Raw genomic sequence first — 15,475 nt, 5'->3', positions numbered from 1 at the left:
TTAAAAAACTGCCTTATTTTTTAAATATTTAGACAAGCCTTTTAACCATGCATTTAATAAAAATAACCAAGCAATAGCGCTAAAAACAACACCAGCAACTGTTGATGCCGTTACCCAAAGGTTACTGTTCCATGCAAAAAAGAAAAGAGGAATAAACCAAACAACAGCAAAAACTGACATGAAGAGGAATAGAATACCATTGCGCATAATCCAGAGCGCATGAGCATGAATCCAAACTTCCGCATCATCCACAACAGCTACTTTACGAGCGACCAGATAAGCAAAGGCCGCAAAAATAACCGTAAACAATGCAAGAAACATGAACGCATAAGAAATCACAATATAACGGCGATGCTGTTCGATATGGTCTTGCCCCATCTGTATTTCACCTCAATTCACTGCACTGTGCCTATTTTTTATGCAGTGAAATAATCCTGTATTTTTTGTGTAAAGACAGGTGCTACTATATTGGAGTTTTCAATATTTCGCACCTTTATTCACAAAAAATTTATGTATTTTATGCTGTTTTTTTCACCTTAAACCACGCAGCATACAATGCAGGCAGGAAAAATAATGTCAGCAAGGTGGCTACAATCAGTCCACCCATAATTGCAACGGCCATTGGACCGAAGAAAATACTTCGTGAAAGTGGGATCATTGCTAATACCGCTGCCAAGGCTGTCAGAATAATTGGACGGAAACGGCGTACGGTTGCGTCAATAATCGCTTCCCATGTTGGATGCCCTGCTTGCCGGTCTTGTTCAATCTGATCAATCAAAATGAGCGAGTTACGCATAATCATTCCGGATAAAGCAATGGTTCCCAGCATAGCCACAAAGCCAAATGGCTTATTAAATAAAAGTAAGAACAGAACTACTCCTATTAAGCCTAATGGTGCAGTCAAAAATACAATAGTTGCTCTCGATAGACTCTTAAGCTGAATCATGAGTAATGTCATGACCACTGCCAAAAATAGTGGCATACCAGCATTGACCGAACTTTGTCCTCGTGCTGACTCTTCGACAGTTCCCCCCACTTCAATGAGGTAACCACTTGGTAACTCAGCACGTAACTTATCCATTGATTCGGCTAACTCGCCAACAACAGTCGCTGGCTGCAATTTGGTACGAATATCTGCACGTACGGTAATTGTTGGTAAACGGTTACGATGCCAGATCAGGCCATCTTCAAATTTATATTCAATTTTAGCAATCTGGGCTAAAGGCACTGTCGTACCATTTGCAGTTGGGACTGCTAAACTTGCAAGAGAAGCGACTTCAACACGCTCAGCTTGATCACCACGTAAACGGATTTCGATCAGCTCACGCTTTTCACGATACTGTTCAATCGCACTACCTGTAATTGAAGCATTCAGGAAGTTTGCCAAATCCACACTTGAGACACCCATTTGTCGAGCACGATCTTGATCAATCTGAATCGCAATGATTTTGCTCGGCTCACCCCAGTCCAAATGTACATTGGTAGTATTTGGGTTTTCACCAATCACCTTCGCAACCTGCTGTGCTTCTTTACGTACCAGATTGAGATCTTCACCTGATACACGATACTGCAATGGATAACCTACAGGCGGACCATTTTCCAGTAATGACACTCGGGTACGAACTTGTGGGAGCAACTGTTTAATTTGAGTTTCTAGCGAGCGACGAATTTCATCACGGTCATCAAGTGAGGTCGCTAAAACAACAAACTGTGCAAAGCTCGCTTGTGGTAATTGCTGGTCTAACGGTAAATAAAAACGTGGTGAGCCTGTACCCACATAGGCCACATAGTTATCAATACCTTTTTGTTTAGACAGGAACTGTTCAACCTTTTTCACCGCTTGTTCTGTAGCAGTTAAAGAAGCGCCTTCTTCAAGTTTTAGATCAACTAAAATTTCGGTACGGTTTGATGGCGGGAAAAACTGCTGAGGAACCATTTTAAACATCAGTACAGACAGCACGAAAATCCCGACCGTCGTTGCAATTACAGTCTTACGATAGGTCACACAAAACTCAACCATTTTCCTAAAACGTAAATAGAAACTAGATTGATAAGGATCGTAATGATGGTCCTGTGAAATCTCGATCGTTTGTGGTTGTGGTTTTTTCGTTAATCTTGCCCATAAACGAACATACCAAGGTGCTTGGTGCCCAGTCTTGGTAAAATCAGGCAGTAGTTTTTCACCCAAATAAGGCACAAATAAAACTGCGGCAACCCAAGACACCAATAAGGCAATGGTCACCACCTGAAAGATTGAACGTGTATATTCACCCGTACTGGACTGTGCCGTAGCGATAGGTAAAAAACCTGCCGCGGTAATCAATGTTCCTGTCAGCATTGGAAAGGCCGTTGTTTTCCATGCAAATCCAGCAGCCTTAATTCGGCTATAGCCCTGTTCCATCTTAATTGCCATCATCTCGACTGCAATAATGGCGTCATCAACCAGTAGACCTAAAGCTAAAATCAGAGCACCCAGAGAAATTTTATGTAACCCGACATCGAATACATTCATGCCGGCAAACGTCATTGCTAAAACTAAAGGAATGGAAAAAGCGACCACCAATCCGGTACGGAAACCTAAAGAGAAAAAGCTTACTAACAAGACAATAATGATTGCTTCAGCGAGTACTTTTACAAATTCATGAATACTACGTTGTACTGCTACAGGTTGATCAGATACCTTCTGTAGTTTCATGCCTAAAGGTAAGGTTTTTTGGAGCTGGGCAAATTCGGACTCTAGATTTTTGCCCAAGGCAATAATATCCCCGCCTTTACGCATAGACACGGCGAGACCAATACCATTTTCCCCCATAAAACGCATACGTGGCTGAGCCGGTTGACTAAAACCACGGTAGACATCAGCAACATCACCAAGCTGGATGGTTTTATTGCCGACTAATAAAGGAATTTTTTTAATTTCATCAACGCTGTTTAAATGCCCACTTACACGTATTTGAATACGGTCTGTACCGGTTTCAAAGAAACCTGCGCTTGCCATACTATTTTGCTTTTGTAAGGCTTCTTGAATTGCAGAAAGAGGAATACCGAGTTGGACTGCTTTTGTATTTGAAATCTCAATCCAGATTTTTTGATCTTGTAAGCCAATCAATTCAACTTTACTAACATCCTTGACTCTTTGTAGTTGTAATTGCAAACGATCTGCATATTCTTTGAGAAGTGCATAGTCAAAGTCTTTGCCTGTCAGTACATAAATATTACCGAAAGTATCCCCGAACTCATCATTGAAAAAAGGACCTTGTACACCACTTGGCAGTTCAGTACGAATGTCATTAACCTTTTTACGAACGTTGTACCAAACATCAGGAATTTGTGCAGAAGTGAGCGAGTCCTTAGCAACAAATGTAACCATCGACTCACCTGGACGGGAGTAGGCCATAATCTTTTCATACTGCCCAGTTGTCATCAGTTCCTTTTCAATACGATCAGTCACTAACGTTGAAACTTCTTTGGCAGTCGCTCCAGGCCAGAATGTTTTGACAACCATCACTTTAAAGGTAAATGGCGGATCTTCACTTTGAGATAATTTGGAATAGGAAATTGCACCGATAATGGCAAGCAACAACATAAAATAAAGGACGATACCTTTATTGTTCAGTGCCCATTCCGAGAGATTGAATTTCATGGCTTTGTTGCCCCCTGAATTTTCACCGCGCGGTTTTCACGGTCAATCGGATGGATCTTCTGCTTATCACGTAGTAAATGGACACCACCAATCACAACCCAATCATTTGGTGTTAACCCCGTTAATATAGGCACACTGTCTCGGCCATAAGCTCCCACGGTTACAGGTACTTTGCGTAAAGTTTGATTTGCATTTACGACCCATACATAGGGCTGATTATCTGTGGCAGAAACACTCGAAAGTGGCACACTCATGACATTGGTTTGAGTCGAGCTAAAAAATACCCGAGCACTTTGTCCAAGTTGAATAGCAGATTGGCCTTCTTTGAGTGCTACTTTGACTGTAAAAGTACGAGACTGGTCAGCCGCTGGAGAAACTTCACGTACATATCCGGCAAATTTTTCATTCGGTTTAGACCACAAGGTAATCCAAGCTGCTTGACCAACCTTGATCTCGGTAACTGCTTGTTCTGGTACGCCTATAACTACTTCACGTTCACCATCAATAGCCAATTGATAAGCTGCTTGTCCAGCTGAAACGACTTGTCCAATTTCAATATTACGCGCGGTAATTACCCCGTTTTTATTAGAAATAAGTTGGTTATAACCAGTTTGATTTGCAGAAACTTCATAGTTAGAGCGGGCTTGTTGTAACGCTGCTTGCGCTGCGTCGTATTGATTTTTTACCGTATCAAATTGTGAACGGCTAACAGCATTTACAGGTAATAATTGTTGGAAACGTTTAAGTTCATCTGATGCTGTTTTCGCTGCTGCCTGTGCATTTTGTAATTGAGCTTTGGCCGCATTTAATTGTAACTGTGCATCTGCTACATCGAGTTTCGCTAATACTTGTCCAACTTTAACTCGGTCACCTACATCGACATAGCGAGCCGTAACTTGTCCACCTACTCGAAATGCCAAGGCAGTTTGTTGTCGAGCCTGTACATCTCCAGCATAGCTTTTTAATTCGTTTAGTGTGGTCGAAGGCTGCGTTACCATCACGTAGGGTATTTCTTCTGTTTTGGGTGTCTCTTTACTACACCCCATTAATGTGACCGTGCAAACAATCACCATACTCATGATGAGAGGTTTTAACAGATTCATATCTTATCGCTCTTATTCAAACTGATTTTTTAAGGCACAATATGCTTGCATCATAGTTTGTTTGTTTTTTAATTAATATACCCATGGGTACATTAATTGGAAAAACTTATAAATATTTATTTTTTTAATCTTTTATTAGAGGGTTTTGTGCAAACAGTTAATCAAAGTGGTCGCCCCAAAGATCTAGAAAAGCGTGCTCGTATCCTACAAGCCGCTAAAGCTATTTTTTTAAAATCTGGTTATCACGGTACCAGCATGAACCAGATTGCGCAGGAAGCAGGCGTTACCAAACTTACGGTTTATAACCACTTTCAAGACAAAGCCAATCTATTTATCTGTGCGATTACAGAAACATGTGAAGAGACACTCGGCACTAAACAATTTGAATTAGATGCATCCGTAGACTTTTATCAAGCACTGTTTATTGTGTGTTCACGCGCCTTACAAATTATTTATTCACCTGAGGCACTAAAACTTGAACATGTATTATTTGAACTCGCAGCGGAACAAAGCCCATTAGCTGAACAATTTTTTACGGCATCTCATACTCGACTGCAAAATGAGTTAGCTGCGTTCTTCCAAAAGGCAGCCGAATTAGGCTTTATTCAATCCGATGATCCGATTTATCAAACAGAACTTCTTTTAACTTTATTGCTTGGTGTACGCCACCATAAGGTTTTACTTGGAATTATTACTGTACCCAATGCTCAAGAACTAAATCAGATTATTCGAGATGCTCTTGACTTATTTTTCCTCAAATATCGGAATTAAACCAAAGTCCGATTGCCAAAATTTGCATCAGGTGCATGCCATCTTTTGAAGTGTTATAAGCGATTTAAATGTTATTTTTTAAGCAAAAATTCACATTTTCTTACGCTCAAAGCTTGGAATGTTCGTTAATCGCGCTATATTCGATAAGAATAAGAACAGGAGAAAATAGCATGGTTCAGCAAATCGATGCGCCACTGCGTGAGGATGTCCGCTTACTTGGCAATTTGTTAGGTGAAACCCTAAAACAACATGCAGGACAAGAACTGTTTAATCAGATCGAGCAAATCCGTGCTCTTGCCAAAGGTGCACGTGATGGTCAAGCTGAAGCCGAAAAGCAATTAGAACAATTATTTTTAGAACTGCCCGATGAAGAGCTATTACCTCTTACCCGCGCTTTCTCTCATTTTCTGAATTTTGCCAATATTGCCGAGCAATATCATGTGGTACGTAGCCGCAGACAGGCAGAGTTTGATTCGGAGGCTAATTCTCCAAATCCACTTGTTCACTTATTTCAAAAGTTTAAAGATAAAAGTATTTCGACAGAAAAACTATTCCAGCAAATTTGTGATCTTAAGATCGAATTGGTACTTACAGCACACCCAACCGAAGTAAGCCGGCGTACCCTCATTCAAAAATATGACGATATTAATGCTTGTCTTTCACAACTCGATCAGCAAAAACTTACTCCACGCGAACGTCAAAATGCTCTTGCCAACTTAAAACAACAAATTAGTTCAGCTTGGCAGACAGATGAAATCAGACAGCACCGCCCGACTCCTGTCGATGAAGCAAAATGGGGCTTTGCAACCATTGAGCAAACGCTTTGGAATGCCGTACCTAAGTTTATTCGTGAATTAAATGAGTTAGTTCAAGACAATTGCCAACAAAACTTACCACTCAATATTGCACCAGTCCGCTTCGCATCTTGGATGGGCGGCGACCGTGATGGTAACCCGAACGTTACTCATCAAATCACTCAAGAAGTATTATGGTTATCACGCTGGCAAGCTGCCGACCTTTACCTAAGAGATATTGAGAATTTACGTTGGGAGCTTTCAATTCAGGCTTGTTCTGAAGAGATGATCCAAGCGATTGGTAGTCCACACCCAGAACCTTATCGCGAGTATTTACGTGCAACACGAGAGCGTTTAAAAGCAACTCGTCATTGGTTAGCCCAGCGCCTACAAGGTTTAGAAGCAGACGATAGCAATGTCATTAAAAGTAAAGATGAGCTATTACAACCATTATTACTGTGCTATCGCTCTTTAATTGATAGTAATCTGCCTGAAATCGCAAATGGTCAACTTCTCGACTTTATCTACCGTGTGAACTGTTTTGGTATTGAACTACTTAAACTTGATATTCGCCAAGAATCGGGCCGTCATCGCCAAGCCATTTCAGCCATTACCGAATACTTAGGTTTGGGTAATTTTGAGTCATGGACTGAACAAGCCCGTCAAAACTTCCTGATTCAGGAGCTCCAAAGCAAACGTCCGTTGCTACCGAAATATATTAATGAGCCTGAAGGTAGTTTGATTGGTCACCCAGATGTACAGGAAGTATTTGCAACTATGCGTACTTTGGCAGACCAACCACCAGAGTCGTTAGGGGCTTATATTATTTCGATGGCTGAATATCCGAGTGATGTTTTAGCTGTGTTGTTATTGCAAAAAGAAGCAGGTATTCAGCACCCTTTACGTGTGGTGCCTCTATTTGAAACTTTAAAAGATTTAGATGGCGCTGCAACTACCATGAATACGCTGTTCAATATGCATTGGTATAAGCAGCACATTCAGGGCAAACACGAAGTTATGATCGGTTACTCTGACTCAGCAAAAGATGCTGGCTTCATGTCTGCTAACTGGGCCCAATATCGTGCTCAAGAAGAGCTGACTGCAATTGCTCGTAAACACGGCGTACAGTTGACTCTGTTCCACGGTCGTGGCGGCTCAATTAGCCGTGGTGGTGCTCCAACCCAACAGGCACTCTTTTCGCAACCACCGGGTTCGATCTCTGGTGCAATTCGTGTAACAGAACAAGGTGAAATGATCCGCTTCAAATTCGGTCTAGAAGGTATTGCCATGCAAAACCTTGAAATCTATACCGCAGCAACACTTGAAGCGACCTTGTTACCGCCGCCAGAGCCTAAGGCCGAATGGCGTGAACTCATGAACCGTATGACAGATCATTCCGTGAAGGTTTATCGTCAAACAGTGCGTGAAAACCCACATTTTGTGAAGTATTTACGTACCGTCACGCCTGAGCTTGAGTTACAAATGTTGCCACTAGGCTCGCGTCCGGCAAAACGTAAAGTGAGTGGTGGCATCGAATCTTTACGTGCTATTCCATGGGTATTTGCTTGGACACAAATTCGTTTAATGTTGCCTGCATGGTTAGGTACAGGCGCAGCCATTAATGAAGTGATTGCCGATCAGCAAAAAGCAACGCTTGATGAAATGCTTCAGCAATGGCCTTATTTCCAAACGCTCATTGATATGTTGGAAATGGTATTGTCTAAAGCCGATGCCAACATTGCACTCTACTACGAGTCTCATTTAACTGAAGATGAAGATTTAAAAGTGCTCGGTAACCAATTACGTCAGCGCTTAAAAGATGCTGTTGAAACGTTACTTAAATTAAAAGATGAATCAAAGCTTCTTAGCAATAACGAGGTTCTGGATCAATCTATGCAGGTCCGTAAACCATATTTACTTCCTTTGCATCTTTTACAAGCTGAACTCATGAAACGCCGCCGTGATTATCTCGCGGAGCGTCAGGCAGAACATACCCCTGTTGACCATGCACTGATGGTGAGTATTGCAGGTATTGCTGCTGGTTTACGTAATACGGGCTAAGCTGTTTTTACCAATTATTTGACAAAGCAGTACATCGGTGATGTGCTGCTTTTTACTTGCAAAGTTCCCCATTTTTTATAAATTTTCCACGATTTTTTATTTTTTTAAATATTTTTTAAAAATCATAAAATTAATTTTTATAATAAAAAAATAACTAATTCCTTATATTTAGAATTCTTTAAATTATACCAATCGTTAAAAAATAATTACTTTTCACTCACATACTGCTCTCTAGAGATTAAATGCATTCCCAAGAAAGAGTATCATTGCACCAATTAAAGAATAACGAGCTCATTTTATGTCCAACTGGTTTCCAAAATGGCAGCCTTACCAAGGTGATGTTGACCATCGACCGGTCTCTACCAATGAATATCTCCCCCCAGTTCAAAGTGCCATTTTAGGCATCCAACATGCATTTGCCATGTTCGGAGCCACCGTTTTAGCACCATTACTCATGGGCTTTAATCCTAATCTTGCTATTTTAATGTCTGGTATCTGTACCATCCTGTTCTTCTTAATTACAGGTGGACGTGTTCCAAGTTATTTAGGATCAAGTTTTGCCTTTATTGGTGTTGTTGCAGCAGCTACGGGACATATCACAGGTTCAGGGGCCAATCCAAATCTTTCAATTGCGTTAGGCGGAATCGTAGCCTGCGGTATCTTTTACGCACTCATCGGTTTTATTGTGATGCTTACTGGTACACGCTGGATTGAAAAACTTATGCCACCTGTGGTGACTGGCGCAATCGTGATGATTATTGGTCTAAACCTTGCGCCTGTCACCATTAAAGGTGTTGCAGGCCAACCCTTTGAAATGTGGATGGCTTTAATTACCGTACTTTGTATGGGCAGTATTGCGGTCTTTACGCGTGGTTTATTACAACGTTTACTTCTATTAGTTGGTTTGATTTTGGCTTATGCAATTTATGCCATTACGACTAATGGGTTAGGTTTAGGTAAACCAATCGATTTTAGCCAGATCTCACAAGCTTCGTGGTTCGGTATTCCAAGCTTTTCACATCCTAATTTTGATACCAAGGCTATTTTAATTATTGCACCAGTTGCACTGATTTTAGTGGCAGAAAACTTAGGCCATATCAAAGCAGTAGGCGCTATGACAGGTGAAAACCTGACGCCACAATTAGGCAAAGCATTTGTTGCAGATGGTTTAGCGACTACACTTTCTGGTAGTGTTGGCGCACCTGGCATGACCACTTACGGTGAAAACATTGGTGTGATGGCGGTTACTCGTGTGTACTCAACGATTGTATTTGTGATTGCAGGTATCTTCGCTATTTTCTTAGGGCTATCCCCAAAATTTGGTGCTGTCATTAGCACTATTCCAAGTGCAGTCCTCACAGGTGCATCTATTGTGGTATTTGGTTTAATTACTATTGCTGGTGCAAAAATCTGGATCGAAAACAAAGTTGATTTTTCTAACAATAAAAACCTGATTGTTGCTTCTGTGACGATTATTTTAGGTGCTGGTAACTTTGAATTATTGTTCGGTAATTTCAATTTAGGCGGTATCGGTACCGCAACTTTTGCAGCCATTATTTTAAACTGGTTGTTTAGTTTAAAAGATAAAACTTAAATTCAAAAAGGCAGCGTAAGCTGCCTTTTTTCATTCCGATTTAGTATGATGAATTTTTGCGTTTCAATACGTTCCTATCATGCGTTTTGATTTTTTTGATTTACAGCTAGTTCTTCATATTGTCTCGACTGGTAGTCTAACCAAAGGTGCTGACCGTTCTGCAATTTCACTTCAAGCAGCGAGTGAGCGTATAAAAAAACTCGAACAGTATTTTGAAACACCCTTATTTATTCGCCAAACCACAGGCGTAGAACTCACCACAGCTGGACATGCATTTGTAGAGCATGCTCGTCAGCTTTTAGCTCAAAAAGATCAACTCGAACAAGAAATGCAGCGCTTTAAGTCTTCTACAACTCAAGCATTAACACTTTGGTGTAACTCTTCTGCTCAAAGCGAATATTTGCCTCCTTTATTACCGCAATATCTGGTGCTTCATCCCGAAATGAGTATCGATTTGCACGAAGCAGAAAGTTCAGAAATTGTAGATGCATTAACCCAAGGAATTGCGAGCCTTGGTTTGGTCTCAAGCTTTTTTGATACTCGACATTTGCAAACGAAAGAATTTGCAAGTGATCCTTTAGTTTTGATTTGTCCTGCTACACATGAGTTAGCTCAATATCAAAAGCTAAATTTGGTAGAGGCTTTAAGCTATGGTTTTATTGGCCTTAAAGCCCATCACTCTTTGCAACAGTCCATTGAAACTCAAGCGAAATTATTAGGCTTTAACATACAGTATCGTTTGCGCCTACCTAACTTTAGTGTAATTGCTGAGGTTGTTGCCAAAGGCGTGGGTATTGCGATTATGCCTGCCCGTGCGGCGCAGCGCTTGCAATCGGACTATGATTTTCATTCCATCCAATTACTCGGCGCATGGGCAAACCGAAAACTACTTTTGGCAACACAAAATTTCAGCCAACTGTCTAGTAGTTATAAGCAATTTGCAGATTTCCTATTAGAGCATCGCCCTTAGAAATTTGGCTTAGTGCAAAATCATATAAAGCCCTAATGACACTAAACCTATAAAAAAGATACGGCGAAATAACTGCTCATTGAGTCGATAACGAATTCTTTTACCGATCCACATTCCAACGAGTGCCGCCAACAAAGCAGCAAAAGATAAACGATAGTCCAGTGTTACCCCCGACATCGGGTTATGATGTAAAAACACTGCAAGGCAAATGGTAGAGACGGTAAATGTTAATCCCAAGGCTTGTACCAGTTCGTCACGTTTTAAATGTAAAGACTGCAAATATGGCACGATAGGAATAATAATAACGCCTGTTGCTACTGTAACTGCCCCACCAATATATCCAATAATCGGCGATAACCAGCGCTCATGTTTACCTAAGTGTGGAAGTTTCTTGATGCATAATCCATAAATCCCATATAAGGCCAACATACTTCCTAATAAAATCTCACTACTGTGCCCATGGCTTTGACTTAAAGTCGGCAAAAAGCTCCATATTGAACCAGCAACAATGCCTATAAGCAAAGTCCAGAAACGGCGAATAAAAGACCAAACATGCCCCTCAGCAAAAAGCTGCCAGACATTGGTGACCATTGAAGGAACAATGAGTAGGGATGCTGCCTGAAAAGGACTCATTGCGATGGTAAGTAAGCCCATTGAGACCGCGGGCAATCCTAAGCCGATCATGCCTTTAATCATGCCTGCAAAGACAAATACCATCATAATAATAGCTAGAAATGTCACTGTTTATCTCCGATTCCCTACATGGTTATGCTACGGAAAAAACAGGTTTTGCCCTATTCTTGTTTTTGGGAGTAGGCCTCAATTAGAAGTTGAGGCTGTTTTATATTTTTCTTCTAAAACATTGCTAAAAATGCTTTCAATCATCCAAACCCGATACAAGCTATTAAATACATAACTTTGCCCATCAATACGCAACTCTAAAACTGGTAAATCAGGCTGATGTTTATTCTTGCAAAGCGCATCATTTTGCTCCAAAACAGACGGTACATCCTGTTCGGTTAAATGCTCAATGCCAAGTTGTTGCTGTAACTGCTGGAAATGCTTCTGGAAAGAGGGATCTTTTCCTTTAGTCCAAACGGCCTGCAAAATAGTAAAAATTGTATCAATTTGCTGATTTTCCGGCACACTATAGAAAAGTTTTGCCATCCCAAGCGTACTTTCTTCTGTAGGTCTACAAAAAGGAGTAAAAGCAACCTCAGTACGTTTAGACACACGTGTTGCCAAGCTCCAGTCAAACCAGTCTCGGCCCCGATAACTCAAAGGATAAACTTTTAGCTGAATATCATAATAGTCTGCGAGCTCTTCTTTAATATAAGCAAGCAGCAACCAGCTCATCGGGTCTTCTAAAGCAATAAATACATCAAGCTCAGGATGAAGAGCCTGAATTTCATTGAGTGCTTCAGCATCATTAATCAAATGTTCACGCCATTCGATATGATTAATTAAAAAAATTGGAATACCTGTCAGTAACTTTTGTTGTTTTAAACGACGAGTTAGACGTAATAAATCATCCACTGCGTGATATTTACGTCCACCAAACTCAAAATATGCCGCTCGAACAGGTTCATCTGTGAAAATACGTTCTGGAAAATGCTGTGGAACCTGATGCTTCACCGCCATGGCATGTAAAGTACGCAACTTTCCATATTGTTGCTGCCAAAGCATGTGAAAGATATCTTCAAGTAAATGTAAAAAGTTCTGACCTTGTAATGGAGTTCTTTTTAATATGACAGTGGCTTGTTTTAAAGATTCTGGGCTTGGAATTTCTGGAAACTCATCAAAAGCAAACCGGTGCTGATTTGCTAAAATCTTGGCATCATTTAAACAATAATGCTGCCACTCCTCTTGCGTCATGCTATTTGGAGGTTCAGAAGCTGTATGAGAAATAATGATTTTTAAAGGTTTAAGCTCATCACTTAAAATTTCATCTAGCTGAGACAATTGCTGAACAGCCAGATAGCTATACACATCATCAAGTCGTAAATAAATACTTAAACCATTTTCCGTGGGTAACACCGCTTGACGAGAAGGCTTTTGGTAAAACCAGCTCGATCGGATAGGGTCAAACCAACGGCGTAGCAATGACATGAGTAGTGCCTCTAAAAATAAATCCTAAGCGAGATCAAAAGTTATTTTGATCATAGTGCAAGGTGAAACAGTAGTCGAGATGGAAAAATGACTACCTAAGTTCGCGCAGAAAATATGTCATGTTATTTCGCGAGTTTCTGCGTAGGTGAAGATTTTATCACCATTTTATGGCAAACCCATAGAATGATCTGAAAACACCTTTTCCTACAAGCGGATTTTTTTTACCAGACATAAAAAATGCACCCATAACATGATATCAATTCATCGTGTTTATGGGTGCATGTTTCCTATTCAATTATTAAAATTGAATATTTTATAGAACGCGTACAGCTCCTTTTGCCGCACTTGTAGTATGCATTGCATAAACTTTTAACGCTTTTGATACTTTACGTTTACGTTCTTCTTTCGGATGCCAGCCTTTCGCTTCTTGAACTGTACGACGGTGCGCCATAGTCGCATCATCAATATTCAAGTGAATGGTACGGTTTGGAATATCAATTTCGATGGTATCGCCATCTTCAACTAAACCAATTGCACCGCCTTCAGCAGCTTCTGGCGAAACGTGACCAATTGAAAGACCTGATGAACCACCAGAGAAACGACCGTCTGTAACCAAGGCACAGTCTTTTCCTAAACCTTTCGATTTAAGATAGCTGGTTGGGTAAAGCATTTCTTGCATGCCCGGACCACCACGTGGACCCTCGTAGCGAATAACAACAACATCGCCAGCTTTAATCTCATTGCCTAAAATTGCTTCTACAGCTGCATCTTGACTCTCAAAAACGCGTGCTGTACCAGTGAATTTTAAAATAGATTCATCTACACCCGCAGTTTTTACGATACAACCATCAAGTGCGATGTTGCCGTATAAAACAGCTAAACCACCATCTTTAGAAAATGCATGTTCTGCATTACGAATTACGCCCTTTTCACGGTCGCCATCTAAAGTTGAGTAGTAACGGTTTTGTGAGAATGCAACTTGAGTCGGAACACCACCCGGAGATGAACGATAGAACTCATAAACCTCTGCATTTTCAGTACGGATAATATCCCACTTATCTAAAGCATCTTTTAAAGTTTTTTCATGTACTGTCGGTACAGATACATCCAATAAATTGGCACGATCAAGCTCGCCTAAAATGGCCATGATACCGCCTGCACGATGTACATCTTCCATATGTACGTCTTGTTTTGCTGGCGCTACTTTTGAAAGCACTGGTACTCGACGTGACAACTCATCAATGTCGTCCATTGTAAAATCAACTTCAGCTTCATTTGCCGCAGCTAACAAGTGGAGAACTGTATTGGTTGAACCGCCCATTGCAATATCAAGTGTCATCGCATTTTTAAAGGCAGCTTTAGTGGCAATTGAACGAGGCAAAATACTTGCATCTTCTTGTTCGTAATAGCGCTTAGCCAATTCAACAATAAGCTGACCTGCTTTTAAGAATAATTTTTTACGGTTTGCATGCGTTGCAACGATAGAACCATTGCCCGGTAAAGATAAACCTAAAGCTTCGGTTAAACAGTTCATTGAGTTTGCAGTAAACATACCTGAACATGAACCACAAGTTGGACATGCTGAACGTTCAAACTCTGCAACTTCTTCGTCGGTGTAACTATCATCAGCAGCAACAACCATCGCATCTACAAGGTCAATGGCCTTTTCATCACCACGGAATTTAACCTTACCTGCTTCCATTGGTCCGCCAGACACAAACACCACAGGAATATTTAGACGCATAGCAGCCATCAACATTCCCGGAGTAATTTTGTCACAGTTCGAAATACATACCATCGCATCGGCGCAGTGAGCATTCACCATATATTCAACTGAATCCGCAATTAAATCACGTGATGGTAATGAATAAAGCATGCCGTCATGCCCCATCGCGATACCATCATCCACCGCAATTGTATTGAACTCTTTAGCAACACCACCTGCTGCCTGAATTTCTGCTGCGACAAGCTGCCCTAAATCTTTTAGATGGACATGGCCCGGAACAAATTGAGTAAATGAATTGACCACAGCAATAATTGGTTTGCCGAAATCTTCATCTTTCATTCCTGTTGCACGCCATAAGCCACGTGCGCCAGCCATATTTCTTCCGTGTGTCGATGTTTTTGAACGATAGTCAGGCATTTGTATTTCCAACAAGTTGTGCTTGAGTGAAATGACTTCCACTCTGGCTGAATGATACTGATATAGCGTTAGATCAGTCGGAATATTGACTCATCATCATAATTTGATCATTCTCCATTCTATAGAAGCAAATAATATAGGGAAAGCCAAGAACGATAATACTCAGTCAATATTTAGCAAAACTTACATGAATAATTTTTTATTTTTTTATAACCTTTTTTTATCAATAAAATTTTTTCAATAATTTTTTGTTCACTATTTAAAAACTAAAATGCTCAATCACCATG

Annotated in this window: 10 protein-coding genes; 4 read left to right on the top strand and 6 right to left on the bottom strand. The window is 40.7% G+C overall.

The annotated features are described in order from the left end of the window. The 3 genes from F984_RS18515 to F984_RS18505 all read right to left on the bottom strand — a co-directional run bounded on the left by F984_RS18515 (position 1) and on the right by F984_RS18505 (position 4,746). The gene (locus F984_RS18515) at positions 1–378 is read right to left on the bottom strand and encodes a hypothetical protein (RefSeq protein ID WP_002053984.1); all 378 of its coding nucleotides are present in this window, start codon (positions 376–378) and stop codon (positions 1–3) included. 139 nt (positions 379–517) lie between these two features. Next, entirely contained in the window at positions 518–3,643 is a 3,126-nt protein-coding gene (locus F984_RS18510; RefSeq protein WP_004711308.1) for an efflux RND transporter permease subunit, read from the bottom strand. Continuing rightward, positions 3,640–4,746, bottom strand: coding sequence for an efflux RND transporter periplasmic adaptor subunit (locus F984_RS18505; RefSeq protein ID WP_004711307.1), 1,107 nt, complete (start codon positions 4,744–4,746; stop codon positions 3,640–3,642). Before F984_RS18505 ends, F984_RS18510 begins: the two co-directional genes overlap by 4 nt. Before the next feature lie 147 nt (positions 4,747–4,893). On the opposite strand from F984_RS18505, the gene F984_RS18500 reads away from it, so the two are divergent. The 4 genes from F984_RS18500 to F984_RS18485 all read left to right on the top strand — a co-directional run bounded on the left by F984_RS18500 (position 4,894) and on the right by F984_RS18485 (position 10,936). Next, complete coding sequence (locus F984_RS18500; RefSeq protein ID WP_004711305.1) at positions 4,894–5,517, top strand: TetR/AcrR family transcriptional regulator; 624 nt, start codon at positions 4,894–4,896, stop codon at positions 5,515–5,517. Between the two features lie 170 nt (positions 5,518–5,687). Then, positions 5,688–8,372 (top strand): phosphoenolpyruvate carboxylase, encoded by a 2,685-nt coding sequence (gene ppc, locus F984_RS18495; protein ID WP_002054002.1) that lies wholly within the window; start codon positions 5,688–5,690, stop codon positions 8,370–8,372. Between the two features lie 298 nt (positions 8,373–8,670). Further along, a complete protein-coding gene (locus F984_RS18490; RefSeq protein ID WP_002054015.1) occupies positions 8,671–9,966 on the top strand; it encodes a solute carrier family 23 protein in 1,296 nt (431 codons plus the stop codon). Positions 9,967–10,045: 79 nt separating this feature from the next. Continuing rightward, a complete protein-coding gene (locus tag F984_RS18485) occupies positions 10,046–10,936 on the top strand; it encodes a LysR family transcriptional regulator (protein ID WP_004711300.1) in 891 nt (296 codons plus the stop codon). Positions 10,937–10,945: 9 nt separating this feature from the next. Here F984_RS18485 and F984_RS18480 read toward each other — a convergent pair whose 3' ends face one another. The 3 genes from F984_RS18480 to ilvD all read right to left on the bottom strand — a co-directional run bounded on the left by F984_RS18480 (position 10,946) and on the right by ilvD (position 15,188). Further along, entirely contained in the window at positions 10,946–11,677 is a 732-nt protein-coding gene (locus F984_RS18480) for a sulfite exporter TauE/SafE family protein (RefSeq protein ID WP_004711298.1), read from the bottom strand. Positions 11,678–11,755: 78 nt separating this feature from the next. Beyond that, positions 11,756–13,045 carry a hypothetical protein gene (locus F984_RS18475; protein ID WP_004711297.1) on the bottom strand — a complete coding sequence of 430 codons (1,290 nt, stop codon included), beginning with the start codon at positions 13,043–13,045 and terminating at the stop codon, positions 11,756–11,758. Between the two features lie 313 nt (positions 13,046–13,358). Further along, positions 13,359–15,188: a dihydroxy-acid dehydratase gene (gene ilvD, locus F984_RS18470; protein ID WP_004711295.1), complete on the bottom strand. Its 1,830-nt coding sequence runs from the start codon at positions 15,186–15,188 to the stop codon at positions 13,359–13,361. Positions 15,189–15,475 lie beyond the last annotated feature (287 nt).

This window comes from Acinetobacter nosocomialis NIPH 2119 (assembly GCF_000368085.1).
GTDB lineage: Bacteria > Pseudomonadota > Gammaproteobacteria > Pseudomonadales > Moraxellaceae > Acinetobacter > Acinetobacter nosocomialis.
The sequence above is the reverse complement of the archived record's forward strand: the minus strand, read 5'-3'. Positions and strand labels throughout refer to the sequence as shown.